Source organism: Pseudomonas hunanensis (assembly GCF_013393325.1).
In the GTDB taxonomy this organism is placed as follows: Bacteria; Pseudomonadota; Gammaproteobacteria; order Pseudomonadales; family Pseudomonadaceae; genus Aquipseudomonas; species Aquipseudomonas putida_P.
The window spans coordinates 811,499-838,486 of sequence record NZ_QJRC01000095.1 but is presented as its reverse complement, the minus strand read 5'-3'; the positions used below and the strand labels follow the sequence as shown (position 1 = coordinate 838,486).

At 62.8% G+C, this 26,988-nt stretch carries 28 protein-coding genes; 17 read left to right on the top strand and 11 right to left on the bottom strand.

Annotation, left to right across the window (positions count from 1 at the left end; all coding sequences use genetic code 11):
- Nucleotides 1-2: 2 nt before the first annotated feature.
- Both DM807_RS20615 and DM807_RS20610 read right to left on the bottom strand, forming a co-directional pair.
- Nucleotides 3-1,226 (bottom strand): SfnB family sulfur acquisition oxidoreductase, encoded by a 1,224-nt coding sequence (locus DM807_RS20615; protein WP_179027828.1) that lies wholly within the window; start codon nt 1,224-1,226, stop codon nt 3-5.
- Between the two features lie 117 nt (nt 1,227-1,343).
- Complete coding sequence (locus DM807_RS20610) at nt 1,344-2,285, bottom strand: LysR family transcriptional regulator (protein ID WP_060514381.1); 942 nt, start codon at nt 2,283-2,285, stop codon at nt 1,344-1,346.
- A 142-nt stretch (nt 2,286-2,427) separates the two neighbouring features.
- Here DM807_RS20610 and DM807_RS20605 point away from each other — a divergent pair, with 142 nt between their 5' ends.
- From DM807_RS20605 to DM807_RS20595, 3 genes are all read left to right on the top strand, one after another.
- Nucleotides 2,428-3,570: an iron-containing alcohol dehydrogenase gene (locus tag DM807_RS20605; RefSeq protein ID WP_060514380.1), complete on the top strand. Its 1,143-nt coding sequence runs from the start codon at nt 2,428-2,430 to the stop codon at nt 3,568-3,570.
- A 44-nt stretch (nt 3,571-3,614) separates the two neighbouring features.
- Nucleotides 3,615-4,958: an MFS transporter gene (locus DM807_RS20600; protein WP_179027827.1), complete on the top strand. Its 1,344-nt coding sequence runs from the start codon at nt 3,615-3,617 to the stop codon at nt 4,956-4,958.
- 117 nt (nt 4,959-5,075) lie between these two features.
- Nucleotides 5,076-5,861, top strand: coding sequence for a 2-keto-4-pentenoate hydratase (locus DM807_RS20595; RefSeq protein WP_179027826.1), 786 nt, complete (start codon nt 5,076-5,078; stop codon nt 5,859-5,861).
- Here DM807_RS20595 and DM807_RS20590 read toward each other — a convergent pair.
- The gene (locus DM807_RS20590; protein WP_012272773.1) at nt 5,851-6,666 is read right to left on the bottom strand and encodes a helix-turn-helix domain-containing protein; all 816 of its coding nucleotides are present in this window, start codon (nt 6,664-6,666) and stop codon (nt 5,851-5,853) included. The genes DM807_RS20595 and DM807_RS20590 overlap by 11 nt on opposite strands.
- Nucleotides 6,667-6,771: 105 nt before the next feature.
- Here DM807_RS20590 and DM807_RS20585 point away from each other — a divergent pair, with 105 nt between their 5' ends.
- The 3 genes from DM807_RS20585 (at nt 6,772) to DM807_RS20575 (ending at nt 7,838) form a co-directional block, all read left to right on the top strand.
- Nucleotides 6,772-7,086, top strand: coding sequence for a DUF2834 domain-containing protein (locus DM807_RS20585; RefSeq protein WP_179027825.1), 315 nt, complete (start codon nt 6,772-6,774; stop codon nt 7,084-7,086).
- Complete coding sequence (locus DM807_RS20580; RefSeq protein WP_179027824.1) at nt 7,083-7,520, top strand: MAPEG family protein; 438 nt, start codon at nt 7,083-7,085, stop codon at nt 7,518-7,520. The genes DM807_RS20585 and DM807_RS20580 overlap by 4 nt, the downstream gene beginning before the upstream one ends.
- An 84-nt stretch (nt 7,521-7,604) precedes the next feature.
- Nucleotides 7,605-7,838, top strand: a complete 234-nt coding sequence (locus tag DM807_RS20575) for a hypothetical protein (protein ID WP_012272770.1) — start codon at nt 7,605-7,607, stop codon at nt 7,836-7,838.
- Between the two features lie 73 nt (nt 7,839-7,911).
- Here DM807_RS20575 and ppk2 read toward each other — a convergent pair whose 3' ends face one another.
- Nucleotides 7,912-8,829 (bottom strand): polyphosphate kinase 2, encoded by a 918-nt coding sequence (gene ppk2, locus DM807_RS20570; RefSeq protein ID WP_012272769.1) that lies wholly within the window; start codon nt 8,827-8,829, stop codon nt 7,912-7,914.
- A gap of 181 nt (nt 8,830-9,010) precedes the next feature.
- Here ppk2 and pstS point away from each other — a divergent pair, with 181 nt between their 5' ends.
- The 9 genes from pstS to DM807_RS20525 all read left to right on the top strand — a co-directional run bounded on the left by pstS (nt 9,011) and on the right by DM807_RS20525 (nt 18,817).
- On the top strand, nt 9,011-10,042 hold the full coding sequence (pstS, locus tag DM807_RS20565) for a phosphate ABC transporter substrate-binding protein PstS (RefSeq protein ID WP_012272768.1): 1,032 nt from the start codon (nt 9,011-9,013) through the stop codon (nt 10,040-10,042).
- 70 nt (nt 10,043-10,112) lie between these two features.
- Nucleotides 10,113-11,081 carry a phosphate ABC transporter permease subunit PstC gene (pstC, locus tag DM807_RS20560; protein WP_004574212.1) on the top strand — a complete coding sequence of 323 codons (969 nt, stop codon included), beginning with the start codon at nt 10,113-10,115 and terminating at the stop codon, nt 11,079-11,081.
- The gene (pstA, locus tag DM807_RS20555) at nt 11,078-11,971 is read left to right on the top strand and encodes a phosphate ABC transporter permease PstA (RefSeq protein WP_012272767.1); all 894 of its coding nucleotides are present in this window, start codon (nt 11,078-11,080) and stop codon (nt 11,969-11,971) included. The genes pstC and pstA overlap by 4 nt, the downstream gene beginning before the upstream one ends.
- A gap of 50 nt (nt 11,972-12,021) precedes the next feature.
- Nucleotides 12,022-12,810 (top strand): phosphate ABC transporter ATP-binding protein PstB, encoded by a 789-nt coding sequence (gene pstB, locus DM807_RS20550; RefSeq protein ID WP_012272766.1) that lies wholly within the window; start codon nt 12,022-12,024, stop codon nt 12,808-12,810.
- A gap of 94 nt (nt 12,811-12,904) precedes the next feature.
- Nucleotides 12,905-13,603, top strand: a complete 699-nt coding sequence (locus tag DM807_RS20545; RefSeq protein WP_012272765.1) for a hypothetical protein — start codon at nt 12,905-12,907, stop codon at nt 13,601-13,603.
- On the top strand, nt 13,603-14,202 hold the full coding sequence (locus tag DM807_RS20540; RefSeq protein ID WP_179027823.1) for a trehalose-phosphatase: 600 nt from the start codon (nt 13,603-13,605) through the stop codon (nt 14,200-14,202). The genes DM807_RS20545 and DM807_RS20540 overlap by 1 nt, the downstream gene beginning before the upstream one ends.
- A gap of 241 nt (nt 14,203-14,443) precedes the next feature.
- Nucleotides 14,444-15,631: a porin gene (locus DM807_RS20535; RefSeq protein ID WP_012272763.1), complete on the top strand. Its 1,188-nt coding sequence runs from the start codon at nt 14,444-14,446 to the stop codon at nt 15,629-15,631.
- A gap of 146 nt (nt 15,632-15,777) precedes the next feature.
- Nucleotides 15,778-16,941 carry a nitric oxide-sensing protein NosP gene (nosP, locus tag DM807_RS20530; RefSeq protein WP_060514377.1) on the top strand — a complete coding sequence of 388 codons (1,164 nt, stop codon included), beginning with the start codon at nt 15,778-15,780 and terminating at the stop codon, nt 16,939-16,941.
- Entirely contained in the window at nt 16,910-18,817 is a 1,908-nt protein-coding gene (locus tag DM807_RS20525; RefSeq protein ID WP_012272761.1) for a PAS domain-containing hybrid sensor histidine kinase/response regulator, read from the top strand. The genes nosP and DM807_RS20525 overlap by 32 nt, the downstream gene beginning before the upstream one ends.
- Here the strand turns inward: DM807_RS20525 and DM807_RS20520 are convergent.
- The 6 genes from DM807_RS20520 to DM807_RS20495 all read right to left on the bottom strand — a co-directional run bounded on the left by DM807_RS20520 (nt 18,802) and on the right by DM807_RS20495 (nt 23,935).
- The gene (locus DM807_RS20520; RefSeq protein ID WP_012272760.1) at nt 18,802-19,467 is read right to left on the bottom strand and encodes a response regulator transcription factor; all 666 of its coding nucleotides are present in this window, start codon (nt 19,465-19,467) and stop codon (nt 18,802-18,804) included. The genes DM807_RS20525 and DM807_RS20520 overlap by 16 nt on opposite strands.
- A gap of 58 nt (nt 19,468-19,525) precedes the next feature.
- The gene (locus tag DM807_RS20515; protein WP_012272759.1) at nt 19,526-20,074 is read right to left on the bottom strand and encodes a PQQ-dependent catabolism-associated CXXCW motif protein; all 549 of its coding nucleotides are present in this window, start codon (nt 20,072-20,074) and stop codon (nt 19,526-19,528) included.
- 137 nt (nt 20,075-20,211) lie between these two features.
- Nucleotides 20,212-21,003: an ABC transporter permease gene (locus DM807_RS20510; protein ID WP_012272758.1), complete on the bottom strand. Its 792-nt coding sequence runs from the start codon at nt 21,001-21,003 to the stop codon at nt 20,212-20,214.
- The gene (locus tag DM807_RS20505; protein WP_012272757.1) at nt 21,000-21,740 is read right to left on the bottom strand and encodes an ABC transporter ATP-binding protein; all 741 of its coding nucleotides are present in this window, start codon (nt 21,738-21,740) and stop codon (nt 21,000-21,002) included. The genes DM807_RS20510 and DM807_RS20505 overlap by 4 nt, the downstream gene beginning before the upstream one ends.
- Nucleotides 21,737-22,726 (bottom strand): YVTN family beta-propeller repeat protein, encoded by a 990-nt coding sequence (locus DM807_RS20500; RefSeq protein ID WP_012272756.1) that lies wholly within the window; start codon nt 22,724-22,726, stop codon nt 21,737-21,739. Before DM807_RS20500 ends, DM807_RS20505 begins: the two co-directional genes overlap by 4 nt.
- Before the next feature lie 30 nt (nt 22,727-22,756).
- Nucleotides 22,757-23,935, bottom strand: coding sequence for an ABC transporter substrate-binding protein (locus DM807_RS20495; protein ID WP_179027822.1), 1,179 nt, complete (start codon nt 23,933-23,935; stop codon nt 22,757-22,759).
- Between the two features lie 150 nt (nt 23,936-24,085).
- Here DM807_RS20495 and DM807_RS20490 point away from each other — a divergent pair, with 150 nt between their 5' ends.
- Nucleotides 24,086-25,360: a HAMP domain-containing sensor histidine kinase gene (locus DM807_RS20490; protein WP_012272754.1), complete on the top strand. Its 1,275-nt coding sequence runs from the start codon at nt 24,086-24,088 to the stop codon at nt 25,358-25,360.
- A complete protein-coding gene (locus DM807_RS20485) occupies nt 25,360-25,998 on the top strand; it encodes a response regulator transcription factor (protein ID WP_012272753.1) in 639 nt (212 codons plus the stop codon). Before DM807_RS20490 ends, DM807_RS20485 begins: the two co-directional genes overlap by 1 nt.
- 289 nt (nt 25,999-26,287) lie before the next feature.
- Here DM807_RS20485 and DM807_RS20480 read toward each other — a convergent pair whose 3' ends face one another.
- Nucleotides 26,288-26,947 carry a pentapeptide repeat-containing protein gene (locus tag DM807_RS20480; protein WP_012272752.1) on the bottom strand — a complete coding sequence of 220 codons (660 nt, stop codon included), beginning with the start codon at nt 26,945-26,947 and terminating at the stop codon, nt 26,288-26,290.
- Nucleotides 26,948-26,988 lie beyond the last annotated feature (41 nt).

Here is a 26,988-nt window from a genome sequence, read left to right as displayed (position 1 = left end):
CCTCAGTTCCAGTCATGGCGAGGCGGCTTGACGCCGTTCAGTGCCCAGTTACCGACCAGGTGGTACTTCCAGCGCACCGGGTCGTGCAGGGTGTGCACGCGGGCGTTGCGCCAGTGGCGGTCGAGATTGTGCCGGGTCAGCGACGAGCGCGTGCCGCCCAGTTCGAACAGGCGGTTACTGGCTTCGATGGCGGCCTCGGTGGTCAGTACCTTGGCCTTGGCCACTGCAATCGAAGCCAGGGCCACGTTGTTTTCATCAGGGGCGGGTTTGGCCGCATCCAGGGCCTGGCCTGCACGTTCGAGCAGGGCTTCGGCGGCTTCCTGACGAATCTCCAGCGAGCCGACCTGGATGATGGTCAATGGGTCTTCGCTGGCCTTGTCGACCTGGGCATCGATCCACGGCCGGGCATGCTCACGCACGAACGCGAGGGTGTCGTCCAGCGCTGCGCGGCCGATGCCGGCGTCGATGGCCGCTGTGGTCAACTGAGCAAAGGGGCCGGCGAGGGTCGGGCTTTCGTAGGAGCGGTAGCTGGGGAACAGGTTGAATGCCGGCACCCGCAGGCCGTCGAGCAGCACCGTGCCGCTGGACGTGGTGCGCTGGCCCATGCTGCTCCAGTCATCGACGATCACCAGGCCGGCGCTGCCTCGTTGCACGAAGGCCAGTTGGGCACGGTCCTGCTCGTCCAGGGCCAGCACGCCGAGCCAATGGGCGTACAGCGAGCCGGTGCAGTAGCCTTTGCGCCCGTCGATGCGGTAGCCATCGCCCTCGGCGACCAGGCGTGTGCGAATGTCCTGGACGGTTTTGCCGCCGGTTTCCGACAGGGCGTTGGCAAATCGGTGCCCTTGCAATACCAGGTCGTAGAAGTAGCGTTGCTGCTCTGGCGTGCCTTGCAGGCGTATGTCTTCGAGCAGGCAATAGTGGTTTTGCGGAATTTGCCCAAGGGATGGGTCGGCAGCGGAGACGATGGCGATCACGCGGGCAAGCGTGGCGAACGATACTTCGGCGCCACCGTAGGCCCGCGGCACGGTGATGCCCCATAGCCCGCTGTTGGAAAAGGCGTCGACGATGTCGGCCGGTACTTCGCGGTTGCGGTCGCGTTCGGCTGCGCCCTCGCGCAGCAGTTCGGCGACTTGATGGGCGATGGCAAGCGCCTCGGCGTCATCGCGAATGATGTGCGCCGCTGGCGTGCGGATTTCGTAGTTGGCGGATACGGTAGGGGCAGGCATGAGCAACTCGTCGTGTAGGCGGATACCTTCACGTTGCAGCTGCTGTGCCAACCTTTAAAACCAATGAAATCAGGCTTTTAGCTTAGTGTTTCGAGGGGTATCTGCCTGAAAACCCAACTAACTGTTGTTGCACTGTCGGCCCTGCAACAGCAGCAGTTCACTGAGCTTGTCCATGGCCGGTGTCGCCTGGCTGCCTTTACGGGTAACCAGCTCGTAGGGGTCGCTGACCGAGCCCATGCTCAGGGGCAGAATGCTGACCTGTTGATTCATCGCACATTGCCGGGCCACGTCGATCGAGACCAGTGCGACGAAGTCAGGGCGGTTTTGCAACAACGACAAGGTTGCCAGGATCGAGGTGGTTTCAACCAGGTGCAGCGGGAAGCGCAGCCCGGCATCGTGGAACTCGCGCTCCAGTTGCACGCGCATCGGCATGTTGGCCCGGTACACGATCCAGCGGCTCTCGGCCAGCTCGTCAAGGCTCAGGCTTGCCGCATGCTTTAACGGGTGGTCGATGTTGGCGATGACCGCCAGCGTCTCATCCTGGACAAAGGTGCTGGCGAACAACTGTGGCGTGTTGCTGACGCTGGTGCGGCACAGGGCGATGTCCAGGCGGCCGCTCTCGATCTGCGCCAGCAATGACTGGCTGGTGTCCTCGATGATTTCGAACGACATCTGCGGCTGGATGCCGGCCAGCTGAGACACGGCTTTCATCAGCAACGGCACGGCGCCCATGATCGCCCCCACCGCCAGCCGGCCGCCAACCCCACGCAGGATGGCATCCAGGTCATGCCGCAGGTTGGCGATATCAGTCTGTACCACGCGGGCGTAGCGGATGGCGCAGTGCCCCGCGGCCGTAGGCTCCAGCCCGCGGTTGGTGCGGTTGAACAGCACGGTGCCGAAGGTGGTTTCGATTTCCTGCAATGCCTTGCTGGCACCAGGCTGGGTAAGCCCGACGCTGCCTGCTGCACCGAGCAGCGAGCGGTGCTCGTCCAGCTCGATCAACAAGCGCAGGTGGCGGGCGTGCAGGCGGGACATGATCGAATTGAGCGAGGGGGTCATCGGGTATGCGTCCTGGTTATACCGATATGGATTGTTCTCAATACCATGGCCAGCCGTGCATTCCTATACTGGCGCTGCACAGCGTCGCTTCCCTTGCGGTTGAGACGCCCAGAACAATAAAGCCAGGAGCCTGCCAAGCCTTATGTCCCTGATCAACTACGTCACCCAGATTCAATTCGAAATCGGCGCCATCGCCCGCTTGCCTGCCGAGTGCGAGCGCATTGGTATAACCAGGCCTTTGATCGTGACCGACCGAGGCGTGCGCGCTGCCGGTATTGTCGATACGGCGTTGAACACCTTCGGCGACAGCACCGCGCAACTGCCGATCTATGACGGTACGCCACCCAACCCCAACGAGAATGCCGTGCGTGAAGCCGTGGCCATGTTCAAGGAGTGCGGCTGTGACGGCATCATCGCCATTGGCGGCGGTTCGGCGATCGACCTGGCCAAAGGGGTGGCGGTGTGTGCCCGACACGATGGCCCCTTGAAAAGCTTTGCGGTGATCGAGGGCGGCCTGGCCCGCATCACCCCGGCAACCGCGCCGGTGATTGCGGTACCGACCACCGCCGGCACGGGCAGCGAGGTAGGGCGGGGCGCCATCCTGATTCTGGATGACGGGCGCAAGGTGGGGGTGATCTCGCCCCATGTGGTGCCCAAGGCTGCCATCTGTGACCCGGCGTTGACCCTTGGCCTGCCGGCACAGCTCACGGCTGCCACTGGCATGGATGCGATTGCCCACTGCCTGGAAACCTTCATGGCCCCTGTATTCAACCCGCCTGCCGACGGTATTGCCCTTGACGGCCTGTGGCGCGCCTGGCGCTTCATCGAGAGCGCCACCCGCGAACCGGGCAACCTGGACGGGCGCATCAACATGATGAGTGCCTCGCTGCAAGGTGCGTTGGCTTTCCAGAAGGGCCTGGGCTGCGTGCACAGCCTTAGCCATGCGCTGGGCGGGATCAACCCGCGCCTGCATCACGGTACCCTCAATGCGATCTTCCTGCCTGCCGTCATCACCTTCAACCGCCAGGCCGAAACGGTACTTGACGAGCACAAGATGCAACGCATCGCCCAGGCGATGGGGTTGGCGGACGACAGCCAGATCGAAGAGGCCATCCGCAACATGACCCGCACGCTGGGCCTGCCGACCGGGCTGCGCGAGCTGGGCGTCAGCGAGGACCTGTTCCCGCGCATCATCCAGGGCGCGCTGGCCGACCACAGCCACCGCACCAACCCGCGCGAAGCGTCTGCCGAGGACTACCAGGGGTTGCTTGCAGCGTCCATGTAAGCCGTTACTCGCGGTTCTTCCAATAACAACAAAAGTGAACGCCCATGAATAGCAAATACGCGCAAGCCGAGCTTGCAGGTTCGCCGGAAGCGGTCGCCAGCGCGAACCCCTTCAGAAAGTACCAGGTCATCACCGTCAGCCTGTTGCTGGTGATTGGCATCATCAACTATGTCGACCGCAGTGCGCTGTCGATCGCCAACACGTCGATCCAGCGCGACATGGGTATCACGCCGTCACAGATGGGCATTCTGCTGTCGGCGTTTTCCCTGGCGTATGCCTTTTCGCAACTGCCCCTGGGCATGATCATCGATCGCCTGGGCAGCAAGATCTCGCTGGGGGCGGCCTTGTTGGGCTGGTCGGTGGCGCAGACGGCTTCCGGCCTGATCAACAGTTTCTCGGCGTTTATCGGGCTGCGGGTGGTGCTGGGGATTGGCGAAGCGCCGATGTTCCCGTCGGCGGCCAAGGCGCTGGCAGAATGGTTCGAGGCCGAAAAGCGGGGGACGCCGACCGGCATCGTACTGTCATCGACCTGCATTGGGCCGTGCCTGGCGCCGCCGTTGCTCACGTTGCTGATGGTCACCTGGGGCTGGCGCGGCATGTTCATCGTCACCGGGGTGTTTGGCATTCTGGTCGCCGCCTGCTGGTTCGCCTTCTACAAAAGCAAGGCGCGTTACCTGGCCGAACTGCCCGCCGAAGAGCGTGAGCGGCTGCTGGCGACTCAGGTGCATAAACAGCCTGTGGCGAGCGCCAGGCCGAGCGTGCGGACGCAGTTGGCGGCGTGGGCCGAGTTGTTCCGCCACAAGAGCACCTGGGGCGCGGTGTTGGGCTTCATGGGGGTGATCTACATGCTGTGGCTGCACCTGACCTGGTTGCCGGGCTACTTCGAACGTGAGCATGGCTTGAGCCTGTACCAGACGGCCTGGGTGGTTTCGCTGGCCTATGTGTTCGGTGCGCTGGGCACCATTGTCGCGGGACGCATCTGCGACCGCCTGGTAAAAAACGGCGCCAGCGTGCTGGGTAGCCGCAAGCGGGTCGTGGTGACGGCGTTGTTCGCGGCGGCGGCATTTACCGTTCCGTTGTCGTTCGGTAGCGGTTTCATGCTCAGCGTGGCATTGCTGTGCTGCGCGTTGTTCAGTGTGAACATGGCCAGCTCCACCGCCTGGATGATTGCCAACACCGTGGTCGACAGCCAGCGTGTGGCCTCGTTTGGCTCGATCCAGAACTTCGGCGGCTACCTGGCGGGCTCGGTGGCACCGATCGTGACCGGGTTCAGCATCCAGCAGACCGGGTCGTTCGCTTCGGCATTCCTGATCAGTGCAGCGGTGGCGGCAGTGGCGGCGATGGCTTATGTACTGTTGCTGAAGCAGCCGGTTTCAACGGATCAGTGATCGTCATGCCGATTCATAACGGCTTGTTATGCCAGGCATCATGACAATATATTTACCCTCATCAATTTCAGGCCCTAGCATCTGTTGCCCGCCATCGCCCATTTCCATGAGGTTTTGATGAACAGTTCGCTCTTCGTACACCAACGCACCGCAGCCCTGTTAATGCAGCACTGGCGCAGTGGTGACCTGCTGACGGAACTGCCCGCCAGCCTCAAGCCTGAGACGTTGAAGCAAGGTTATGACAGCCAGGACCAGTTGTTTGCCGCTGCCGCTGGCCAGCGCGCAGGTTGGAAGCTGGGCGTCGGCAGCCCCGCAGCCATGCGAGCAGCCAACTTGTCGCGGCCATTGATTGGCCAGCTGGAGGCGGGGCGTTGTCATGCGGATGGCGCACACATCCAACTGCCGGCCATTACACCGGTGACCATCGAGTGCGAGATCGCCTTCGTGCTTGACCGTGATATCCCGCCACAAGCTGGGCGGGCCCCGGTCAGTGAGGACATCCGCGCTACCTGCGTCACCTTCGAAGTGGTGCGCTCGCGCTTTGTCGACCGCAAGGCGGTCGGCTGGCCGAGCTTTGTGGCAGACAACGTAGGCTTCGAGGCGCTGGTGGTCGGCAGCAGCCTGGGCGCAGGCATCGCTGTACCGCTGTTGGCCGACCTGGCCGAAACCACCGAGGTGCACGTAGACGGTGAATTGCGGGCGCGTGGCCTGTCGGGCGAAGCGGCGACCGACCCGCTGGTGTCACTGGCCCACCTTTATGCACATGCCGCCGAACGCGGCGAGACCTTGAAGGCAGGTGATGTGGTGACCACGGGGGCCATGTGCCAGCCCTTTGACCTGGATGGAACCGGGTATCGGATAAGCGCCAGGTTCCTTGGCCAGATGCTGTCGTTCACGCTGTAACGGCCGACCATTGCTCGAACGCCGCCTGCATCCTCTGCCGGGTCTGTGGGTCGGCGGGGATCAGGTGTTCGATGCGCAGTGATTCCACCGTGATATCCAGCGGCATGCCGAAGGTGGTGAACGTGGACAGGAACCTCAGCTCGCCATAGGGGCTATGCACACGCGTCAGCAGCACTGGTGTGGCAGCCGTTTCGAGCGGGCTGCCCGGAATCGGCAGTTTGCCCAAGCGCTCTGCCAGCGCCGGGTTGCCTGCCGCCTCCCTGGACGCACGTTGCCAGGCAGCGCTGCGAATTTCTTGCGCATTGGCCAGATGATCGCCCAGGCCGCCGGGGCAGAGCAGTGTCTGCAGCAGGTTGAGGCCTGTGGCCGGCTGTGCTGTAACGCCGGCCATCGCCAACAAGAGCCCGGTACTGGTATTGGCGGCGATGACGTCCCAGTTGCTGTCGATGACGATCGCAGGTGCGGGGTTGTTGACCTGCAGGATGTGTTCAATGGCGGCATGCACCAGCGCCAACTCGGGCGCATCGAGTGGCGAGGCCGCGTAGCGGGGCGCGTAGCCGGCAGCGACGAACACTTCATTGCACAGCTCCAACGGCGCGCCAAGGGCCGAAAGCAGCGCATGCAAGGTGCTCGGGCTGGCCCTGGCGCGGCCGGTCTCCACGCAGCTCAGATGGCGCTGCGACAGCCCCGCCAGCAGCGCCAGGTCCAGCTGGCTGAGGCTGGCCTGCCGACGCAGGTGGCGTAGATGCTGGCCTGCCGAAGTATGTGGGGCAGGGCTATTGCGATGGAACAGGTGCTGATTCATGCGTGGCCTGATCGTCCTTGAGTGCAATGTACATGACCTCACTGGTCATTGAGCGCCAACAACCCTACCACTACTGTGCCCGCAAACCCTACCAAGGAGAACGATATGGGCTTGCGTATCTGCGCGCTGGCAGTGCTGGTGCTGTTTTCGCTGTATACCGGCTGGACGATGCTGATTGCCGAGCAATCACTGCTGGCGTTCGGGCTGGCGCTGTTGTCCCGGCCGGACACTGCCCAGGTAGTCATCGACCTGTACCTCATGGCGGGGCTGGCTTGCCTGTGGATGGTCAAAGACAACCGACTACGGGGCAGTGCCGGTGTCGCGGTGCTGCCTTACCTGCTGCTGACCGTTGTCTTCGTTTCGCTGGGGCCGTTGTTGTACCTGGTGATACGAGGCGTTGCCGGAGGGCGACAGCCATGAGCGGTGCCTTGCAGGTGTACGCGTTGTGCGTGGTCGTGCTGTTTCTCAAGATGTTCTTGGTTTCCTGTTATCAGGGCTATCACCGCTTGCGTTTCGTGGCCTTCACCAACCCGGAGGACGCCGCTGTATTCAAACGCGCCGCACAGGCCACGGAACGCCCGCAGGTGTTGCGTGCAGCCAAGGCATGGGCCAATGACCTGGAAAATATCCCGTCCTTCTTCGCCCTTGGTGGCTTGGCCATCGCCCTCGACACACCGGCGGCGCTCGGTGCCTGGTTAAGCATCGTGTTCACCTGCGCCAGGGCCCTGCACACTTGGGCCTATCTGGCGGGGGTGCAGCCCTGGCGAACGCTGTTCTATGGCGTCGGGGTGGTCTGCCTGTTGGGCTTGTGCGCAATCATCGTGCTGAAGGTACTGAAGGGTTTGCTTCACTGATTCTGGCGAAAGAGCAAAGTTTGCATGAGTCAACTTGATGCTTTCCCGCATTGCTACTAATACTTAGGTACTGCCGGGAGAGGGATGATCATGCAGACGCGCTTTGTGGTGGTTCCAGCGGTGCCGCTCAAGAAAGAAATCTATCCACGCAACCTTGGCTTTCCCGCCACATTGGCGGCGGGCTATGACTTGTATGACACGCAAGAAAAGCTGCGTCTGAGCCTGCACTACCCGACACGCGCCGAAGCTGAGTTTCAATGTGCATGCCGCAACCGTTGTCGGGATGCCGACGAGGCGGATATTGCGGGAATTGGTTGAGCCCAGTGCAACATTGATACATGCAGAAAACCAAGGGCCGCCAGGCGGCCCCAATGCGTTGGGCTGACAGGCGTCAGTAAATCTGCGGCACGATGATATCCATCGGCGTCGGGTTGCGAATGTAGTCCTCCTTCCTGACCCGTTGCGGCAGCTCGATCATCGGCACCTCCACTTCTTCATAAGGCATTTGCCCCAGCAGGTGGTGGATGCAGTTGAGCCGGGCTTTTTTCTTGTCGTCGGCCTGTACCACCCACCAGGGTGCCTCGGCGATGTGGGTGCGTTCGAGCATGATTTCCTTGGCCTTGGTGTAGGCCTCCCAGCGCCGGCGTGACTCCAGGTCCATGGGGCTGAGCTTCCATTGCTTGAGCGGGTCGTGCAGGCGGCTGAGAAAGCGCAGGTGTTGTTCCTGGTCGGAAATGGAAAACCAGTACTTGATCAGCTGGATGCCTGAGCGGGCGAGCATGCGTTCGAACTCCGGTACCGTGCGGAAAAACTCCTCGTACTGGTCGTCGTTGCAAAAGCCCATGACCTTTTCCACGCCGGCACGGTTGTACCAGCTGCGGTCGAACAGCACGATTTCGCCTGCCGCCGGCAAATGCGGAACATAACGCTGGAAGTACCATTGCGTGCGTTCCCGATCATTGGGGGCGGGCAGGGCGGCCACCCGACAGACACGGGGGTTGAGGCGCTGGGTGATGCGCTTGATCACGCCACCTTTGCCAGCCGCGTCACGGCCCTCGAACAGGATTACCACCTTGTGGCCGGTCTTGACCACCCAGCTTTGCAGCTTTACCAATTCCCCTTGCAGGCGGAACAGCTCGCGAAAGTAAGTCCTGCGTGCGGCTTTTTCGCTGCCATCCTCGACATGTTCATCAAACAGCGCATTCAGGTCATGGCCGTCTTCGGCCAGTTCCAGCTCCAGTTCTTCATCGCTGTGGTCAAGCAGTTCGCGGTGGATGCGCCGCATCAAGGCGTGTTCTGTGGCGGTCATGGCAAAGGCTCTCGTTAGCGGAAATGGCCAAGTGATAGTCCGCTTCGGTTACCAAGGCATGACATCAAGTTGCCGTCATGGCACAGGTAAAGCGCTCTAACACGCGGATGCCATTCAACAGTCACAAAGCTGTAACACAGCTGATGCAAAGTGTGCCGGCCATCACACGGAGCACTTTTTGATGAAACGCCTGATGAAGTCTGCTGCACTCGCCGTTGCGGTTTCCCTTTGCGCCACTTCGGCAGCCTTTGCTGCAGAAAACGTCCGCCTGACTGGTTCCGGCGCCAGCTTCCCTGCACCGATCTACCTGACCTGGTTCAAGGACTTCAGCAAGAACACCGCTGGCGTCACCGTTGACTACCAGTCCAAAGGGAGCGGGGCGGGTGTTCAGGACTTCCTGAACAAAACCGTCGACTTCGCCGCCAGCGACTCGGCCATGAGCGAAGCAGACATTGCCAAGGTTGGCGAAGGCGTGCAGTTGCTGCCAATGACCGCCGGTGAAATCGTCCTGGCTTACAACCTGCCGGGCAACCCGAAAGGGCTGAAGCTGCCGCGCGATGTGTACTCCAACATTTTCCTCGGCAAGATCACCCAGTGGAACGACCCGCAAATCGCCGCGGCCAACCCTGAGCTGAAACTGCCTGCCACCCCGATTACCGTGGTCGTGCGTGCCGACTCCAGCGGTACCACTGCGGTCTTCACCAAGCACCTGTCGGCCATCAACGCTGACTTCAAGCAAGGGTTGGGTGAAGGCAACACCGTCAACTGGCCGGCCACCGACAAGTTCATCAAGTCGCCGAAAAACGATGGCGTAACCGCCACCGTCCGCCAGACCCCAGGTGCCATCGGCTACATCGAGTACGGCTTCGCCAAGCTGGCCAAGGTCGACTTCGCCGTGCTGCAGAACAAGGCTGGCCAATACGTCGTGCCGAATGCCGAGAGCGGTGCCGAAGCACTGGCTGCGGTGAACATGCCGGAAAACCTGGTGGCTTGGCTGCCGGACCCGGACGGTGCCAAGTCCTACCCGATCACTTCCTACACCTGGATGATCTTCCGCAAGGACAACGGCAACCCGGAAAAGGCCAAGGCCATGCGTGAAATGGTCGAGTACAGCCTGACCAAAGGCCAGACCATCGCCGACTCGATGGGTTACATCCCGCTGCCTGCGTCGGTCGTCGACCAGGTGCGTAAAGCGTCCGCCAACATCCAGTAATACCCAGGCGCTCCCGGTATTGGCATGACGCCATGCCGGGGGTGTTTGTCCCTTGTCCCGGAACTCGCCAATGAACACACCCTTTGCCATACCGGATAACCCAGACTCCGCGTGCCAGCCACCGTCTGCGAAAGACTTCCTGGTCGATCGCACCTTCCGTGCGCTTGCGCGCATTGGTGTGGTGCTGGTGCTGGCGCTGGTCTTCGCGCTGGTCTACGAAGTGGGCCGCAAGGCACTGCCTGGCATCGAAAAGCACGGCTTTGACGTGCTGTTTGGCAGCGTCTGGGACGTCAACCAAGGCAAGTACGGTATTCTGCCAGCGATCTGGGGTACGCTTTACAGCGCCTTGATCGCCCTGTTGATCGCCGGTTTCTTCGGCGTCAGCATGGCCATTTTCCTTACCCAGGATTTTCTTCCGGCCAAGCTCGCCGCGGTGTTTCGCACCATCGTCGAGCTGCTCGCCGCCATCCCCAGCGTGGTCTATGGCCTGTGGGGCATCTATGTGGTCATCCCGGCAATTCGCCCGCTGACCGCCTGGTTGAACAGCGAGCTGGGCTGGATCCCGTTTTTCGGTACCTCCCTCAGTGGCCCCGGCCTGCTGCCAGCGGCGCTGGTACTGGCGATCATGATCCTGCCGACCATCGCTGCGGTTTCCCAGGATGCGCTGACCAGCGTGCCGATGAAAACCAAGCAGGCTGCCTATGGCATGGGGACTACCCATTGGGAAGCCATCCTCAAGGTGATGGTGCCATCGGCCGCTACCGGCATCTTCGGATCGCTGGTGCTGGGCCTGGGCCGTGCGCTGGGTGAAACCATGGCGCTGGCCATGCTGGTCGGCAACGCCAACACCATTTCCCTTTCCTTGTTCGCCCCGGCCAATACCCTGGCGGCGCTGTTGGCGCTGAACTTCCCGGAGGCCGGCCCCAACGAGGTCGAAGTGCTGATGTACGCGGCACTGGTGCTGATGTTCATCACGCTGCTGGTGAACGTGCTCGGCTCGATGATCATGCTCTACGCCCAGCGGGGTAACAAACAATGACTGACTTGACGACCCCTGTGGCCGCGTTGCCCAGCCTGCAGCGCAAGCTGGAAGGCCGTGCCCTGCGCAGCCTGGTATTGACCACCCTGGCCTGGCTGGCGGCGCTGGTGGCCAGCGTGCCGCTGATTTCCGTGCTGTACATGCTGATCACTCGTGGTGGTGCACGCCTTAACCTGGAAGTGTTCACCGAGTTGCCGCCCACCGGCTTCGAGATGGGTGGCGGTTTTGGCAACGCCATGGCCGGCACGTTCGTCATGGTCGGTATTGCCGCCGCCATCGCGGTACCGGTCGGTATCCTGGCCGCGGTGTTCCTGGCCGAGCTAGGCCCGGACAGCAAGCTGGCCAACGCCGCGCGCTTTGCCGCCAAGATGCTTACCGGCCTGCCGTCGATCCTGGCCGGCGTGTTTGCCTACGCCCTGGTGGTGATGACCACCGGTACCTACTCGGCACCGGCAGGCGGTGTGGCCCTGGCGGTGCTGATGCTGCCGATCGTGGTGCTGACCGCCGAAGAGTCGATGAAGATGGTGCCCAAGATCATGAAGGACGCTGCCTACGGCATGGGCTGCACCCGCGCCCAGGTGATCTGGAAGATTGTTTTGCCCACCGGCCTGCCGGCCATCCTCACCGGCGTGATGCTGGCCGTGGCCCGCGCCGCTGGTGAAACCGCGCCACTGCTGTTCACCGCACTGTTCAGTAACTACTGGATCTACCACGACGGTAGCCTGGCGGTCATGAACCCTACGGCCTCGCTCGCCGTGCTGATTTACAACTTCTCCGGCATGCCGTTCGACAACCAGCTCGAGCTCGCCTGGGCGGCCTCGCTGGTGCTGGTAATGATCGTGCTGGTCATCAACATTCTGAGCCGAGTCTTCGGCAAGCCCAAGTATTGAGAAAGGGAGCATCCAACTTGAACGTATCCACTGCGCAAAGAGCCGCTCCCATGGTCAGTGAAGCTACCCCGATCGTCATGGACTGCAAGCTGGACAAGATTTTCTACGGCAATTTCATGGCCGTGCGTGACAGCCATGTACCGATCCGCAAGAACGAGATCACCGGCTTCATCGGGCCGTCGGGCTGCGGCAAGAGTACCGTGCTGCGTAGCCTGAACCGCATGAACGACCTGGTGAAGGGCTTCCGCTTCGAAGGCCATGTGCACTTCCTGGGCCAGGACGTTTATGGCAAGGGCGTTGACCCGGTGGTGGTACGCCGCTACATCGGCATGGTGTTCCAGCAGCCCAACCCGTTCTCGATGAGCATCTTCGACAACGTCGCCTTCGGCCTGCGCCTGAACCGCTACAAAGGCGACTTGGGTGATCGCGTGAAGCACGCCTTGCAAGGCGCCGCGCTGTGGGACGAGGTGAAGGACAAGCTCAAGGTCAGCGGCCTGTCGCTGTCCGGTGGCCAGCAACAGCGCCTGTGCATTGCCCGTGCCATTGCCACCGAGCCAGAAGTGCTGTTGCTGGACGAGCCGTGCTCGGCGCTCGACCCGATCGCTACCCGCCGGGTGGAAGAGCTGATGGTCGAGCTGAAGAAGGACTACACCATCGCGCTGGTGACCCACAACATGCAGCAGGCGATTCGTGTGGCCGACACCACGGCGTTCTTCTCGGTCGATATCTCCCAGGGCACGCGCACCGGCTACCTGGTCGAGATGGGCCCTACCGCGCAGATTTTCCAGAACCCGCGCGAACAACTGACCAGCGACTACATCAGCGGCAAATTCAGCTGAGCCATGCATGCCCAAGGTGGCCGGGTGTCGCAGCCAGGGAGGTTGCAACACCTGGCCGCGTTACCTTCCGTTAAAGTGTTACCCAGGATTTCCAATGCGAGCGATGCGTCGTCTTGATCTGTCAGCGGTAGAGCGCGCACTGCGCGAGGTGCAGGGCCGCTTTGCAGAACTCAGCCAGCATTTCACCGAACCGCGCGACCCGTTCACCGACGAGGTGCTGCTGAATGTGCTTGAAGGCTATGCCCTGATTGACGACTATGTCGCTCGCGGTATCGACCTTTTCGACCTGCAACAGCTGAACCTGATGCTGGAAATCAATGCCACCGTGCTGTGCGGCAGCGACCCGGCCCGCCGCCTGGAGTTCGCCCCGCACCTTGCCGCAACCGAGGCGCACTTTTTCAACAACGTGGAAGGTGGCATCAAGGATTTGTACAACTGGTACTGCTCGTACCGCAGCGATTCGATCTGGAAGCGGGCAGCCGGTGTGTATGTACGTATCCTCAGCAAACCGCAGCTGTTCATCGAAGGCAACAACCGCACCGGTTCGCTCATCGTCAGCTACTTGCTGATGCGTGCCGGGCTGCCGCCATTCGTGCTGTCGCTGGATAACGCCGAGGGTTACTTCAACCCGTCCTCGGTCATACGCAACTCCGCTAAACACGGTGTCAAGGCTTTGTACGAACTCCCCAAGATCAAGAAAAAGTACGCCGCTTTCCTTGAAGCGAAGGCGCCTGAGCCCGGCAAGTTCTTCCTGAGCGGCACACCCGTGCCCGCCTGTGAGGGGCGCCGCTGATGCAACGGTCATCCATGTTCGCACGCGGGCGCCAAGCTATCGAACGCAAGCTCAAGCGTGGCCAGGTGCGCATTTCGTTCGATATCGACGACACGCTCGCCTGCCTGCCCGAGCACGCCGCCGCCGAAGACAGCAAGCTGCCAACCTTCGTCCACCGCTGGCTCGGCGAGCCCCTGCGCAGCGGCACCCGTTCGCTGATTCGCGACCTGCGCCGCCAAGGCTGCAGCATCTGGATCTACACCTCGTCGGGGCGCACCCCGGCTTACATCCGCCGCTGGCTGATGCTGTACGGCATCCATGTCGATGGCGTGGTCAACAGTGACCGGCACCAGCACATCCTGGCGCAGAAAGGCCTGGAAAATTCGCCGTCCAAGCTGCCATCGGCGTTCGACATCGACCTGCATGTCGATGATTCCGAAGGTGTGCGGCTGGAGGGCGTCGACCACGGTTTTCGCGTGGTGGTGGTGTGCCCGAAGGATGAAAACTGGGCGCAGAAGGTGATAGACGCGGCGGCCGATGTGCAGGCGCGGCTGGCCTGGCAACAACCGCACCGTTATGAGATGCCCGTGCGCCAACGCTCGCAGGCGCTGGCTTCCTGAAGTAACGCGATAAGGGGGCCGCAAGGCGGCCCCCAGTTCGTTCAGGCGTATTGATACCCGCCTGCTACTGATGTGTACACCCTAAGTCTTGCGCCCCGGCCCAGGCAGGTACTGGGTCCGAATCATCACGCCATACCCGCCGCTCCAAAGCACCCACCCAATCGCGCCAAAGCAGCGTATCTGGCAATTTGCCCACTTCTGATAATCGCCTCCGACATCCAGTCCCCGTTTGGAGCGCGCCATGCACAACAACAATAAGCACCTGCCGCCTCGTTTCCTCGCCGCCGCCATTGCCAGTGTTTCTGCCCTGGGCCTGAGCGGTGTCGCCGAGGCCGAGATCATGCTGTACGACAAGGACCAGACGACGTTTTCCACCGATGGCTATATCAACGCCTTCTACGTCAACAGCAAGGTCGACCGTGAGGGCGAACAGTTCGACCGCCGCCAATCGCGGGTGAAAATGGGTTTCTTGCCCAACTACCTGGGTTTCAACATGGGCAAGCAGGTGGATGACCTCAAGCTCGGTGCGCGTGCCTCGTTCTGGGTAACCATCAACGACAGTGAAACCAACGGCACCGACACCGCCATCGACGTGCGTCAGTTCTACGGCACGGTGGCCAACCCCGAATGGGGCGAGGTGCTGATCGGCAAGGACTTCGGGCTGTTCGCCCGTTCCAACATCCTGCTCGACGAACTGCTGGCCGGTTATGGCCAGGTCAGCGACACGCTGGGGCTGGTGGATGGCGGCGGGGTTTCGTTCGGCAACATCGGCAGCGGCTACCCGTACCCGTTCCCCACCTCGCAGATCACCTACCGCACCCCGGTGATGGACGGCCTGCGGGTGGCGGTGGGCATCATGGACCCGGTGGACACCAACGACAGCAGCCCCACCGGCAAGGCCTACCAGGAAAACCCCCGCACCGAGAGCGAGATCACCTACCAGTTCGACCTGGGTGGCGCGCAGATCTACAGCTGGGTCAACGGCAGTTACCAGACCTCTGACAACACGGACTCGACAGTAGAGACGATCACCTCCAAAGGGGTGGGGTACGGGGTGCAGGCGAAAATGGGCGGCTGGTCGCTGACCGGTTCTGGGTTCCAGGCCAAGGGCATCAACCCATTCTTCACCAACAATGCTGGCGAACCGGTGTTGCGCAATGTCGACAGTGACGGCTACCTGCTGCAGGGCTCGTACAAGTTCGGCAAGAACCGCGTGGCGCTGTCCTATGGCAAGACCAAGGACGATGGCAATGGCGCGGTGGGCAGCGGGGCAGACTACGAAACCCGCGGCGTGGCGTTGTTCCACGACATCAACGACAACCTCAAACTGGTGGCCGAGTACAACCAGTTCTCCATTGACGGGCATGACACCAGTGCCCAGAACGAAGACACCGATACCTTTGCGGTGGGCGCGGTGCTGACCTGGTGAGTGGTGGGGGCCGCGAAGCGGCCCCTGCAATGACAGGCAGACAACAGTACTCCCATGGAACCGCCCACCCGCTACCCAAGTAGCATTCGTCCCCCGTACCCACCTTCGTACACTGATCCCTCAGCCACCCCGCGCCGGAGACCACGATGCAGCAGGCCCAAAACGACGGTGTGGTCAGCGCCATGTCTCAGGCAACCGACGCACGGCTGGCAGCTCAGGACCTGGCGCGGCAGTTGCTGCACCCGCACTTGGGTTTCGTGTTGTTCTTCTGTTCCGCCGAATACGACTTGCAGGCCTTGGGCGAAGCGTTGGAGCAGGATTTTGGCGGTATTCGACTGGTCGGTTGCACCAGCGCTGGCGAAATCACCCCGCAAGGCTACGGCCGTAATTGCGTGACGGCGGTGGGCTTCGATCACCGGCACTTTTCCATCGCCACCGAGTTGATCGATGAAATGGAGCGCTTCAGCCTGATCGATGCGCAGCAGATGGTCGAGCGCCTGGTCGGCACCTGCCGCAGCAATACCCTGGCGCCCATCAAGGGCCACAGCTTTGCCCTGACCCTGCTCGATGGATTGTCCAGCCGCGAGGAGATGGTGCTCGCGGCCCTTAGCGCAGCACTGGGGGAAATCCCGCACTTCGGTGGATCGGCCGGTGATGACAACTACCTGAACCGCACCCATGTGTACTACGCCGGAGCATTCCACAACGGCGCAGCGGTGGTGGTGCTGGTCAACACCTGGCTGGACTTTGAAGTGTTCACCACGCACCACATTCTGCCGCGCCAGGAAAAACTGGTGGTCACCGGGGCCGACAGTGCTCAGCGCCGGGTTTTCGAACTGAATGCCGAGCCCGCTGCCGAGGAGTACGCCCGCCATATCGGCGTGCCGGTGGCCGCGCTTGATCACCGGGTGTTCGCCGCCCACCCGCTGGCGGTACGCATTCACGATCAGTACTACGTGCGGGCGATTCAGCAGGTGCACCCGGACCTGAGCCTGAGCTTCTACTGCGCGGTGGAGAACGGCATCGTGCTGACGGCCATGACCCCAGGCCCGTTGTTGCCGAACCTGCACCAGCTATTCGACGGTTTGCACCAGCGGCTCGGCCCGTTGCTGCTGACCATCGGTTGTGATTGCTTCCTGCGGCGCCTGGAACTGGAGGCCCGGCACGGCCTGGAGCCAGTCGGTGCGTTCCTGCGCGAGCAACGGGTGATTGGCTTCAACACCTACGGAGAACAGTTCAATGGCATGCACATCAACCAGACCTTTACCGGGGTCGCCATTGCCCGCAACCGGCCGCCTGTCGGTCGCTGAACTGCAGGCCGAGGTTACCCGGCTGCAGCATCAGAACCACAAGCTGCAGCGCATCAACGGCGCGCTGATCGAACGCATCGAGTCCGGGGTAACCCGTGGCAACGACCCTTACGCCGCTTTCCAGCATTCGGTGGTGCTGGCCGAGCAGGTGCGTGAACGCACCGATGCGCTGAACCAGGCCATGGCGGAACTCAAGGCCGTCAACCGCTTGCTCAGCGAGGCCCGGCAGCGTGCTGAGACTGCCCACCAGCACCAGATTCGCCTGATCACCGACAACGTCCCGGCACTGATCGCTTACCTGAACGCTGATCTGGTCTATGAGTTCACCAACAAGGTTTACGAAGAATGGTATTGCTGGCCGCACGGGGTGATGCTTGGCCAGAGCCTGCGTGAGGCCCACAGCGAGCAGCATTACCAGCGCCTGGAAGCCTATGTGGCACGTGCGCTGGCGGGGGAGAGCGTAACCTTCGAGTTTGCCGAAACCAATATCAACGGCCAGGAGCGCTACATGCTGCGCTCCTACGTGCCTAACCGCCTGGCCAGCGGCGAAGTGGTGGGTATTTTCGTGCTGATCCGCGACATCACCGAACGCCGCAACACCGCCCAGGCGCTGCACCAGGCCTATCAGCACCTTGAGCAACGGGTGCGCGAACGCACCGCCGAGCTGACCAGCCTCAACGACCAGTTGCTGCGCGAAATCGAAGAGCGCAGCCAGGCAGAATCGCGTCTGCGCGAGGCCAAGCGCGAAGCTGAACAGGCCAACCTGTCGAAAACCAAGTTTTTGGCCGCGGTCAGCCATGACCTGCTGCAACCGCTGAACGCGGCGCGGTTGTTCACCAGTGCGCTGCTCGAACGCCGTGAGCCGCAGAACGCTGGCCACCTGGTGCGCAATGTCAGCAATTCGCTGCAGGATGTGGAGAACCTGCTCGGCACCCTGGTGGATATATCCAAGCTCGATGCCGGCGTGATCAAAGCCGATGTCGCCCCGTTCGCCCTCAGCGAGTTGATGGACAACCTAGCCGCCGAATACGCCCAGGTGGCGCGCAGCGAAGGGCTGGCGCTGCACTTCGTGGGCTGTTCTGCCGTGGTGCGCAGCGACATCCAGTTGCTGGCGCGCATTCTGCGCAACCTGCTCAGCAATGCCATCCGTTATACCCGCAGCGGGCGTGTGGTGCTGGGGTGTCGGCGCCTGCGTGGTGGCCTGCGGATCGAGGTATGGGACAGTGGCATCGGCATTGCCGAGGAGCACCTGGAAGACATGTTCCTGGAATTCAAGCGCGGTGATGTGCAACGCCCGGACCAGGACCGCGGGCTGGGCCTGGGCCTGGCGATCGTGGAGAAGATCGCCGGCATCCTCGGCCACCGGATCCGCGTGCGTTCGTGGCTTGGGAAAGGTTCTGTGTTCGCGGTCGAAGTGCCGCTGAGCGCCACGGCACCCAAGGCCCAACCGAGCCAGGCGATGTGCGAGCCGATGCTCGAGCGCCTGCGTGGTGCACGGGTGTGGGTGCTGGATAACGATGCGGCGATTTGCGCCGGCATGCGCACCTTGCTGGAGGGTTGGGGTTGCCAGGTGGTCACCGCGTTGTCGGAGGAAGACCTGGCGCGCCAGGTGGACAACTACCACGCCGAGGCCGACCTGTTGATTGCCGACTACCACCTGGACAACGATTGCAATGGTGTCGATGCGGTGGCGCGGATCAATGCCCGCCGCGCCCAGCCTCTACCGGCACTGATGATCACCGCCAACTACAGCAACGACCTCAAGCAACAGATCCGTGAGCTAGGCCACACCCTGATGCACAAGCCGGTGCGGCCGATGAAGCTCAAGACAGCGATGAGCCATTTGCTGGCCGGTGCAGGTCAACGCCGTAGGTAATCGGCGAAATCGATATCGCCGGCACTCAGGATCGCCTGCACCCGGTTGTGCACATTGAGTTTGCGCAATATCGCCGAAACGTGGGCCTTGACCGTGGTTTCGGCGATATCCAGGGTGTAGGCAATCTGTTTGTTCGATTCGCCTTTGGTCATGCGCTCGAGCACCAGCAGCTGCTTGCGGGTCAGGGCCTGGAGCATTTCCGGCGGGAAGCTCGGGGCGTCGTTGTGGCGCCGGCTGGTGCTGCTTTTCTGGGCGCGGATGATGTCGGGCGGCAGGTACACATTGCCATTGAGGATTTGCTCGATCGCTTCGATCATCTGTGAGCGTGGCGAGGACTTGGTGATGAAACCCACGGCGCCGTAGGTAATGGCCTGCAGCACGATTTGCTTTTCCTGCTCGGCCGAAACGATCACCACCGGCGTGGTCGGTGCCTCGTTGCGCAGGGTGATCAGGCCGTTGAGGCCATGCATGCCGGGCATGTTCAGGTCGAGCAGGATCAGGTCGAGGTCGTCGTGTGCCTGAGTCAGTGCCAAGGCGCTGTCCAGGTCGGCGGTTTCCATGACTTCACTGCCCTGGAAACCATCGCTGATGACGTTGTGGATGGCTTCGCGAAACAGGGGGTGATCGTCGGCAATCAAAATTTTGTACATGGCCTTTTCACCTTGTTTTTATTGGATGGAGCGGGGCACGCATGCGCAGGCAGGCAATTCAGGGGAAGGGCACTGGTTGCGCCGGCTGCAATGGCAGGTTGGCTTGCTGCCAGGCATCCACGCCGTCGCGGTACCAATACAGGTTGTTATAGCCCAGGGCTTTCGCGCGTTTTACCGCGTTCCAGCTTAACCAGCAATCGGAGCGGCAGTAAAACACCAGTGGTTGCTCCGGGTGACCGGCGCTGGCTTTGTGCAGGTTACGCACGAAGTAGTCCTGCCAGGCCTGGGTCAGTTCGCCGTCGCCGGTGTTGGCCAGCCATAGGCTGCCGGGGAGGTTGGCGTGCGGCTCGTCTTCGATGAAGCGCCCTTGCAGCCATTGGCGGCGATAGACGTCGATCAGCACCGGCCTGGGGGTTTGGCCCAGCAGGTGCTGCAGCGTGGCGGTGTCGATGACCTGGCCGCCTTCGACCTGTTGCGGGGTCGGGCTGCGGTAAAGGGTGGCGCGATAGCCCTCGGCGGTAAACAACGGCGCGGTGTCGGCGTGGGCGATACCCAGTGACAGACACAGCGTAAGGGCAGCCAGCAGGGGGCGCGGGGCACGTGGCATGGTTTTATCCTTTTTGTTATAGGCCCATTACATGCCAGTGGTGGTGCGTTGTGAATGCGACGATCAGACAGCAAAGGCAGTACTAAAGTAGTAGGTGGCCGCCGCCACAAGAAAGGCGCACTCACAGGCCTGGTTGATCAGCGGGGCTTGCGCAGCGCCGCATGCTGGGGGTTGAAGGTGAGTATCGCCAGCAGCGTGAACAATGCGGTCAACCCAAGGCACACCACCAGTGCCAGCAGGTTCAGGCGCTCATAGAGCGCATACCGCACCAGCTCCACGGCATGGCTGAACGGGTTCACAGCGCACAGCCAATACAGCCACTGGCTGGCCTCGCGCATCTTCCACAGCGGATACAACGCTGAAGACAGGAAAAACAGCGGGAAAATCACGAAATTCATCACCCCGGCAAAGTTCTCCAGTTGGCGAATCGCGTTCGACAGCAACAGCCCCAGGGCGCTGAGCATGAAGGCCACCAGCAACAAGGCCGGCAACGCCAGCAGCAAGCCCGCAGCCGGTGGCTGCACGCCGTACAGCCAGGCGATGGCGAGGAAGGCATAGACTTGCAGCAGGGATATCAACGAGGTCGCCAACAGCTTGCTGGCCAGCAGAAACGGCCGGGGTAACGGGCTGGTCAGCAATACGCGCATGCTGCCCATCTCGCGGTCATACACCATCGACAGTGAGCCCTGCATGCCGTTGAACAACAGAATCATGCCGGCCAGGCCCGGAATGATGTACACCTCGTAGGGGATGTAGGTGTCGTAAGGCTCGATGATGGCAATGCCCAGCGCCGCGCGAAAGCCGGCTGCGAACACCAGCAACCACAGCAGTGGGCGCACCAGGGCGCTGAGCAGGCGCGTGCGCTGCAACACGAAGCGCAGCCATTCGCGCAGCATGATGCCGTTGAAACATTGCCAGTAGGCGTTCATTGGGCGTCGGCTCCTGAAGGGGTGCTGGTCAGGCGGGCAAAGGCGTTGTCGAGGTCGCCGCCGTGCTCCAGGCTCAGCGCATCGGCCGTGCCACTGGCCACCAGGCGCCCCTGATGCAGTATCAACAGGTCATCGCTGGGCTGCACTTCGTCCAGCAGGTGGGTGGCCCACAACACACTCAGTTGCTGCTCGCGGCACAGCCGACGCAGGTGCTGGTTGAGCGCCAGGCGGCTGGCCGGGTCGAGGCCCACACTGGCCTCGTCGAGCAGTAGCAGGCGTGGTTCATGCAGCAGCGCGCGGGCAATTTCCACCCGGCGGCGATGGCCGATGTTCAGCTCGCGCACTCGATCGCGCCGGCGCTCGCCAAGGCCTTGGCGGGCCAGTTCGGCTTCGACGCGCTGGTCGCTCTGGCGCCGCGACAGGCCATGCAACGCGGCGTGGTAGCGCAGGTTTTGTTCAACGCTCAGGTCCAGGTCCAGGGTGCTTTGTTGAAACACCACGCCCAACTGGCGCAATGCCGGGCGTGCAGCGTTGCGCAGCGAGCAGCCGCACACGCGGATGTCGCCGTGCTGCAGGTCGTACAGCCGGGTAAGCAGGGCGATCAAGGTCGATTTGCCGGCACCATTGGGGCCCAGCAACGCGGCAAAACGCCCGGGCGCCAGGCTGAAACCGACCTGCCGGAGTGCCTCGCGCGCGCCATAGGCAAAGCTCACGTCACTTACATCGAGGGCGTTCATGGTGTCACCACCACACCCCAGGGGTAGCGCCCGACCTTAACCGACTTGAGCACCTTGAGGTTCTTCACATCGATGACCGAAACGTCGCCGCTGACACCGTTGGTGGCCAGCAACTGGCTTTGGTCCGGAGTAAAGGCCAACTGCCAGACTCGCCGCCCGACCAGCAGGTAGTCGAGTACCTCGTAGGTCTTGGCATCGATCACCGCCACATGATTGGCCGGGCCCAGGGCGACGAAGGCGTACTTGCCATCGGCGCTGAGCTTGATGCCCACCGGCTGGACCTTGTCCGGGTGCACGCCCTTGATCTGGAAGTTCAGGGTTTTCAGCACCTGGCGCGTGGCCACGTCGAGGATGGTCACCGTGCCGCCGATTTCCGCCGAGGCCCACAGTTTCGAGCCGTCCTTGTCGAACTCGACGAAGCGCGGGCGTTGATCGACCAAGGTGCTGTCGGCCAGGGTCTGGGTGCTGGTGTCGATCCAGTGCAGCATGTTGGTGGTTTCGCTGGTGTTGACCGCCCATTTGCCGTCGGGGCTGACCGCCATGCCTTCAGGTTCGATGCCGACGTCGATCTGCCCGAGCACCTTGTCGGTCACGGTGTCGATCACCGTCACCAGCGCATCGTCTTCGTTGGACACATACAGCCAGCGGTCATTGGGGTGCAGGGCGAACTGCTCGGGGTCCTTGCCGGAGGGCAGCTCCTTGATGATCTTGCGGGTGGCCACGTCCATCACTTGCACCCGGTCCGAATCGCTGGCGCAGATGTACAGCAGCTTGTTGTCGTGGGACAGCAGCAGGCCGCGCGGGCGCTGGCCCACCGGCAGGGTTTCGGTGACTTGCAGTGTTTGCATGTCGATCAGGCTGAGGCTGTTGTCCTTTTCGTTGGAGACCCAGGCGGTGGCCGCCGTGGCGTGCCCGCAGGCCAGCGCCAGGGCGCCCGACAGCAGGCTGGGGTAGAGCAGGGCCCGGTGGAAGAAGGGGCGGCGCATGGCGAATTCCTTATTGTTGTGGTTGTTGGGTCAGGGGTAGCTGCACGTCACTTCGGGCTTGTCGTAGCCCAGGCTGTCCATTTCATTGAAGGGATGCAGGAAGCCCTCCTGCGGCGAGGTGCTGACCAGGGCCCGCGGCTGCACCAGCGCAATCGGCTGGCGCAGTTCACCGTTCCATGGGCGGTAACTGAGCTTGCGGCCCTTGAAGCCGTCCAACGGCAACTGCTCGCTGAGCAGCAGTTGCTGCAGCGCGCGTGGTTCGGCCTGGCGCAGCTTGCTGGCCGCGCTGGCGACGCTGCGCACAGCCATCCAGGCGGCGAAGTCGCGGTCGTTCATCCAGCGCCCGGCCTGGGCCTCGAAGCGCTTTTGCAGCTGGGCCGCACCGAAGGTTTCCACGGTCTTGTGCCAGCCCGTGGGGGTCAGGCCCTGGGTGCCGGCCACCGGGCGCGGGTACCAGGTCTGGTAGGGCAGGTATTCGCCGAAGTCGCCGCGTTCGTCAGCCACCAGCACCACGTCGTATTCGGCGGTTTGGGTGAACAACGGCATGTCGGCCTGGGCGCTGCGGCGCTGGTCGTTGTCGAAGGTCCAGGTTTTTTCCGCGACCAGTTGCGCACCAAAACGCTTCAGTGCGCGGCGCAGGGCGTCGGCGTAGGCTTTGTCGTCCTCGGTCTGGCCGACCACCAGCAGCGCCCGCTGCCACTTGCGCAGCACCAGGAACTGCACCAGGGCATCGGCCAGCATGGCCCGGCCCGGCAGGCTGTGCAGCACATTGCCCAGGCACTGGCTGCTGCGCAGGCTGTCGTCAGGGCTGCCGGCATTGAACAACAGGCTGTCGGGCAGGGCGGCGGACAGCGCGCGCAGGCTGGCTGCTGGGGCGTTCACCACGAACAGGCGCAGGCCTTGGTCATGTTGGGCGTTGGCGGCCTGCAGCAGGGCCTCGGGGCTGTCGACCGTGGCGCTGGTCAGCTGGAAGTGCTGTTTCAGGAAGCGCCCGGTGCTGTTGCTGTCGACAATCGCCAGTTCCGCCCCTTGCAGGCCGGCGTCGGCAGGCTCGGGGATGATGTTGGACAGCAGTGGGCCGGGGTCGGGGCGATAGCCCAGGTAGCCGATGCGCACCTGCAACGGTTCTGCAGCGCACACCAAGGGCGCCGACAACGTCGCGGCCAGGGCCAGCAGGCAGGTCAAGGCAAGTTGGGCAGGCTGGCGCATAACACACTCCACGGCAGATGGCGCCAGCATAGGAACCCCGCCGGGAGGGGGAAATATGCAGAAAGTAGCGCTCGGCCGGTACCAAGGTAGTAATTCACCGCGCAGGCCACGGTTTTACGATGGGCCGCAGCGCCCCGAGGAGAACCGCCCATGCGCCTCATCAACCTGTCTGCCCTGTGGCGTATCAACCTTTGGGTCACCTTCTGCTTTGCCCTGGTGACGCTGGCGTGCGCCGGGGTGCTGTTGCACCAGGCGGTGGCGGACGTCGAGCGTGAGTTGCAGTCTGCCGAAGCCGTGGTGGCGTACCTTGGCGACACTGCCGAGCGTGACCCGGCGAGCCTGCAACCCGGCCTGACCGAGCGCTTGCGCCATGTGCGGGTGCACTGGCTGGCGCCGGGTGAAGCTGCACAGCTTCCACACCAAGGCGGTGTCGATGCCTGGCTGGGGCGTCAGCTGTTCGGCGAGCGCGATCACAGCAGTCGGCTGCTGGCGCTGAGTGACGGGCGCCGAGTGTTGATAGCCGTGGATGCGCGGGATGAAATCGACGAAGTCTGGGATTCGCTGCAGCAACTGCTGAGCCTGTGCGGCCTGGCCCTGTTGTTGAGCCTGTTGACCATCCGCTGGGCGGTGCGGCGGGCCATGGGCCTGCTGGAGGAATTGCTGGGTGCCTTGCGCCAGGTTTCAGGCGGGCAATTGACAGCACGCCTGCGCGAAGCCGGCCTGCCGGAAGCGCGCCAGTTGGCGGAACACTTCAACCGCATGGCTGCCACGCTGGAGCAGGCCCAGGCTGACAATGCCCACCTGACCCAAGCCCTGTTGGCGGTGCAGGAACAAGAGCGTACCCAGCTGGCGCAGACCCTGCACGATGACCTGGGGCAGTACCTGGCCGGCATGCGTGCTCAGCTCTGCCTGTTGCGCATGGTGGCCGATCAGCCTGCGGTGGTGACGCAGACGGCGCACGCCCTCGAATTCAATTGCGAGCGCTTGCAGCAGGGTTTTCGCGCGCTGGTGCACAACCTGTACCCCGTGGCGCTGCACTACATGCCGCTGGCCGAGGCTTTCGGCCTGTTGGTGAGCCAGTGGCAGGCCAGCCAGGGCATCGAATGCCGGCTACGGGTTGGCGAGCACTTGCCGGCGCTGCCTGGGCCGAGCAGAACGCACTTGTACCGCTTGCTGCAGGAGGCGCTGACCAACGTCGCCCGGCATGCCGGCGCCAGCCAGGTGCGGGTACGTCTGCAGCGCAGTGCCAAGGGTTTGCGCCTGTTCATTCGCGACAATGGCTGCGGCGCACGCCCGCCCCAGCGCCCAGGGCTAGGTTTGCACTCGATGGCCGAGCGCGCCCGTAGCCTGGGCGGGGAGCTGCGTATTTTCAGCCGCCCGGGTGGCGGCTGGGCGCTGGCCCTGAACATTCCCAAGGAGGTGTGATGAATATCGTGTTGGTCGATGACCATGCCGTGGTCCGCCAGGGCTACGCCAGCCTGCTGCGGGCGGTGCTGCCGTTGATGCAGGTGCGTGAGGCTGCCAGTGGTGAAGAGGCGCTGGCCCGGGTGCAGGAGCAAGTCCCCAACCTGGTGATCATGGACTTTGGCCTGCCCGGTATCAGTGGCCTGGAAACCACCCGCCGCCTGCGCCAGCGCCTGCCGCAACTGCGGGTACTGTTTTTCAGCATGCACGACGAGCTGCCGCTGGTGCGTCAGGCGCTGGACGCGGGGGCCTCGGGCTACCTGACGAAGAACTCGGCGCCCGAGGTGTTGATCGAGGCGGTGCAGCGGGTGATGGCCGGGCATGCCTACATCGAGCAGCCTCTGGCCACCCAGTTGGCGTGCACGTCACAGCAGAGCGCCAGTGATCCACGGTTGCAGCGCATGACCCAGCGCGAGCTGGAGATTTTCACGATGCTGGCCAAGGGGACGCCGATGCGGGTGATTGCCGAGCAGTTGTGTATCAGTGCCAAGACCGTGTCCAACCACCTGACCTTGCTCAAGAGCAAGTTGCAGGTCAGCTCCCATGCCGAGCTGGTGCACCTGGGGATCGACCTTGGGGTGGTACGGGTGGCGGGGTGATGGCCGACATGACAGATGTGGCGCCTGGGAGATCGAGCGCCGCCCGCGCGGCGCATCGCGAGCTACGCTCGCTCCTACGTTTGTTTCGGGCCAATTATTCCTGTGGGATTTGCGCGCGAACGCCTTGGCGCATGGCTCGATATCGCGTCGTACAAAAAAGGCGGTCGCGTGCGCCTGCCACAGGCGTTACTGGCCAAAAACAAACGTAGGAGCGAGCGTAGCTCGCGATGCGCCGCGCGGGTGGCGCTCGGTCTCCCAGGCGCCACACATCCCACGTCGAACCCTGCGCTCACTTGTCCCAAGTCTCAGGGCACCCTTTGCACCCTTCCATGTTGGCCTCCTGAAAATTCCCGTAATGCTGCCGCGCCCCGCGCAAATCGGCGCGGGCCAGGTTGCTCTGGCCAAATTTTGCTTCCTGCAGGTTGGCATCGCCCAGGTTGGCCCCTTGCAGATCAGCCTTGCTCAACCAGGCCATCTCCAGGTCCGCCGCCTGCAAGTTGGCCTGCTGCAGCTTCGCCCCGGACAGCCTGGCGAACTGCAGGTAGGCCGCACTGAGGTCGGCCTTGGCAAACTGTGCCCCTTGGGCGAACAGCCCCCAGCCCTGAATGGCCACCAGCCTGCTATTGCTCAGGTCGGCCAAGCGCAGGTTGCTCTGTTGCAGGCTGGCGCGGGTCAGGTTGGCGCCTTGCAGGCGGGCCCTTTCCAGGTTGGCCAGGTCCAACTGGGCATGGCGCAGGTCGGCATCGCGCAGGTCGGCGCCGGCCAGGTTCATCTTGCGCAGGTCCTGGTTGGCCAGGTTGGCGCCGCGCAGGTTGGCCCCCGGGCACTGGCTGGCTTCGGCAATCACGCAGCCGTTGATGGTCAAAGGGGCATCGTTGCCAGCATCGTCGGCATTCTCGGCCATGGCAGGGGACAGCACCAACAGCAAGGCAAAGGGTAAGTAGTTCATGGCGAAAGGCTCTATGCAGAAGAAGGGCTGATGCGGGGAGG

What these genes read in the sequence shown, in the direction of transcription:
- DM807_RS20615 (WP_179027828.1), bottom strand. Translation starts at nt 1,226, where the DNA reads ATGCCTGCCCCTACCGTATCCGCCAACTACGAAATCCGCACGCCAGCG.
- DM807_RS20610 (WP_060514381.1), bottom strand. Translation starts at nt 2,285, where the DNA reads ATGACCCCCTCGCTCAATTCGATCATGTCCCGCCTGCACGCCCGCCAC.
- DM807_RS20605 (WP_060514380.1), top strand. Translation starts at nt 2,428, where the DNA reads ATGTCCCTGATCAACTACGTCACCCAGATTCAATTCGAAATCGGCGCC.
- DM807_RS20600 (WP_179027827.1), top strand. Translation starts at nt 3,615, where the DNA reads ATGAATAGCAAATACGCGCAAGCCGAGCTTGCAGGTTCGCCGGAAGCG.
- DM807_RS20595 (WP_179027826.1), top strand. Translation starts at nt 5,076, where the DNA reads ATGAACAGTTCGCTCTTCGTACACCAACGCACCGCAGCCCTGTTAATG.
- DM807_RS20590 (WP_012272773.1), bottom strand. Translation starts at nt 6,666, where the DNA reads ATGAATCAGCACCTGTTCCATCGCAATAGCCCTGCCCCACATACTTCG.
- DM807_RS20585 (WP_179027825.1), top strand. Translation starts at nt 6,772, where the DNA reads ATGGGCTTGCGTATCTGCGCGCTGGCAGTGCTGGTGCTGTTTTCGCTG.
- DM807_RS20580 (WP_179027824.1), top strand. Translation starts at nt 7,083, where the DNA reads ATGAGCGGTGCCTTGCAGGTGTACGCGTTGTGCGTGGTCGTGCTGTTT.
- DM807_RS20575 (WP_012272770.1), top strand. Translation starts at nt 7,605, where the DNA reads ATGATCATGCAGACGCGCTTTGTGGTGGTTCCAGCGGTGCCGCTCAAG.
- ppk2 (WP_012272769.1), bottom strand. Translation starts at nt 8,829, where the DNA reads ATGACCGCCACAGAACACGCCTTGATGCGGCGCATCCACCGCGAACTG.
- pstS (WP_012272768.1), top strand. Translation starts at nt 9,011, where the DNA reads ATGAAACGCCTGATGAAGTCTGCTGCACTCGCCGTTGCGGTTTCCCTT.
- pstC (WP_004574212.1), top strand. Translation starts at nt 10,113, where the DNA reads ATGAACACACCCTTTGCCATACCGGATAACCCAGACTCCGCGTGCCAG.
- pstA (WP_012272767.1), top strand. Translation starts at nt 11,078, where the DNA reads ATGACTGACTTGACGACCCCTGTGGCCGCGTTGCCCAGCCTGCAGCGC.
- pstB (WP_012272766.1), top strand. Translation starts at nt 12,022, where the DNA reads ATGGTCAGTGAAGCTACCCCGATCGTCATGGACTGCAAGCTGGACAAG.
- DM807_RS20545 (WP_012272765.1), top strand. Translation starts at nt 12,905, where the DNA reads ATGCGAGCGATGCGTCGTCTTGATCTGTCAGCGGTAGAGCGCGCACTG.
- DM807_RS20540 (WP_179027823.1), top strand. Translation starts at nt 13,603, where the DNA reads ATGCAACGGTCATCCATGTTCGCACGCGGGCGCCAAGCTATCGAACGC.
- DM807_RS20535 (WP_012272763.1), top strand. Translation starts at nt 14,444, where the DNA reads ATGCACAACAACAATAAGCACCTGCCGCCTCGTTTCCTCGCCGCCGCC.
- nosP (WP_060514377.1), top strand. Translation starts at nt 15,778, where the DNA reads ATGCAGCAGGCCCAAAACGACGGTGTGGTCAGCGCCATGTCTCAGGCA.
- DM807_RS20520 (WP_012272760.1), bottom strand. Translation starts at nt 19,467, where the DNA reads ATGTACAAAATTTTGATTGCCGACGATCACCCCCTGTTTCGCGAAGCC.
- DM807_RS20515 (WP_012272759.1), bottom strand. Translation starts at nt 20,074, where the DNA reads ATGCCACGTGCCCCGCGCCCCCTGCTGGCTGCCCTTACGCTGTGTCTG.
- DM807_RS20510 (WP_012272758.1), bottom strand. Translation starts at nt 21,003, where the DNA reads ATGAACGCCTACTGGCAATGTTTCAACGGCATCATGCTGCGCGAATGG.
- DM807_RS20505 (WP_012272757.1), bottom strand. Translation starts at nt 21,740, where the DNA reads ATGAACGCCCTCGATGTAAGTGACGTGAGCTTTGCCTATGGCGCGCGC.
- DM807_RS20500 (WP_012272756.1), bottom strand. Translation starts at nt 22,726, where the DNA reads ATGCGCCGCCCCTTCTTCCACCGGGCCCTGCTCTACCCCAGCCTGCTG.
- DM807_RS20495 (WP_179027822.1), bottom strand. Translation starts at nt 23,935, where the DNA reads ATGCGCCAGCCTGCCCAACTTGCCTTGACCTGCCTGCTGGCCCTGGCC.
- DM807_RS20490 (WP_012272754.1), top strand. Translation starts at nt 24,086, where the DNA reads ATGCGCCTCATCAACCTGTCTGCCCTGTGGCGTATCAACCTTTGGGTC.
- DM807_RS20485 (WP_012272753.1), top strand. Translation starts at nt 25,360, where the DNA reads ATGAATATCGTGTTGGTCGATGACCATGCCGTGGTCCGCCAGGGCTAC.
- DM807_RS20480 (WP_012272752.1), bottom strand. Translation starts at nt 26,947, where the DNA reads ATGAACTACTTACCCTTTGCCTTGCTGTTGGTGCTGTCCCCTGCCATG.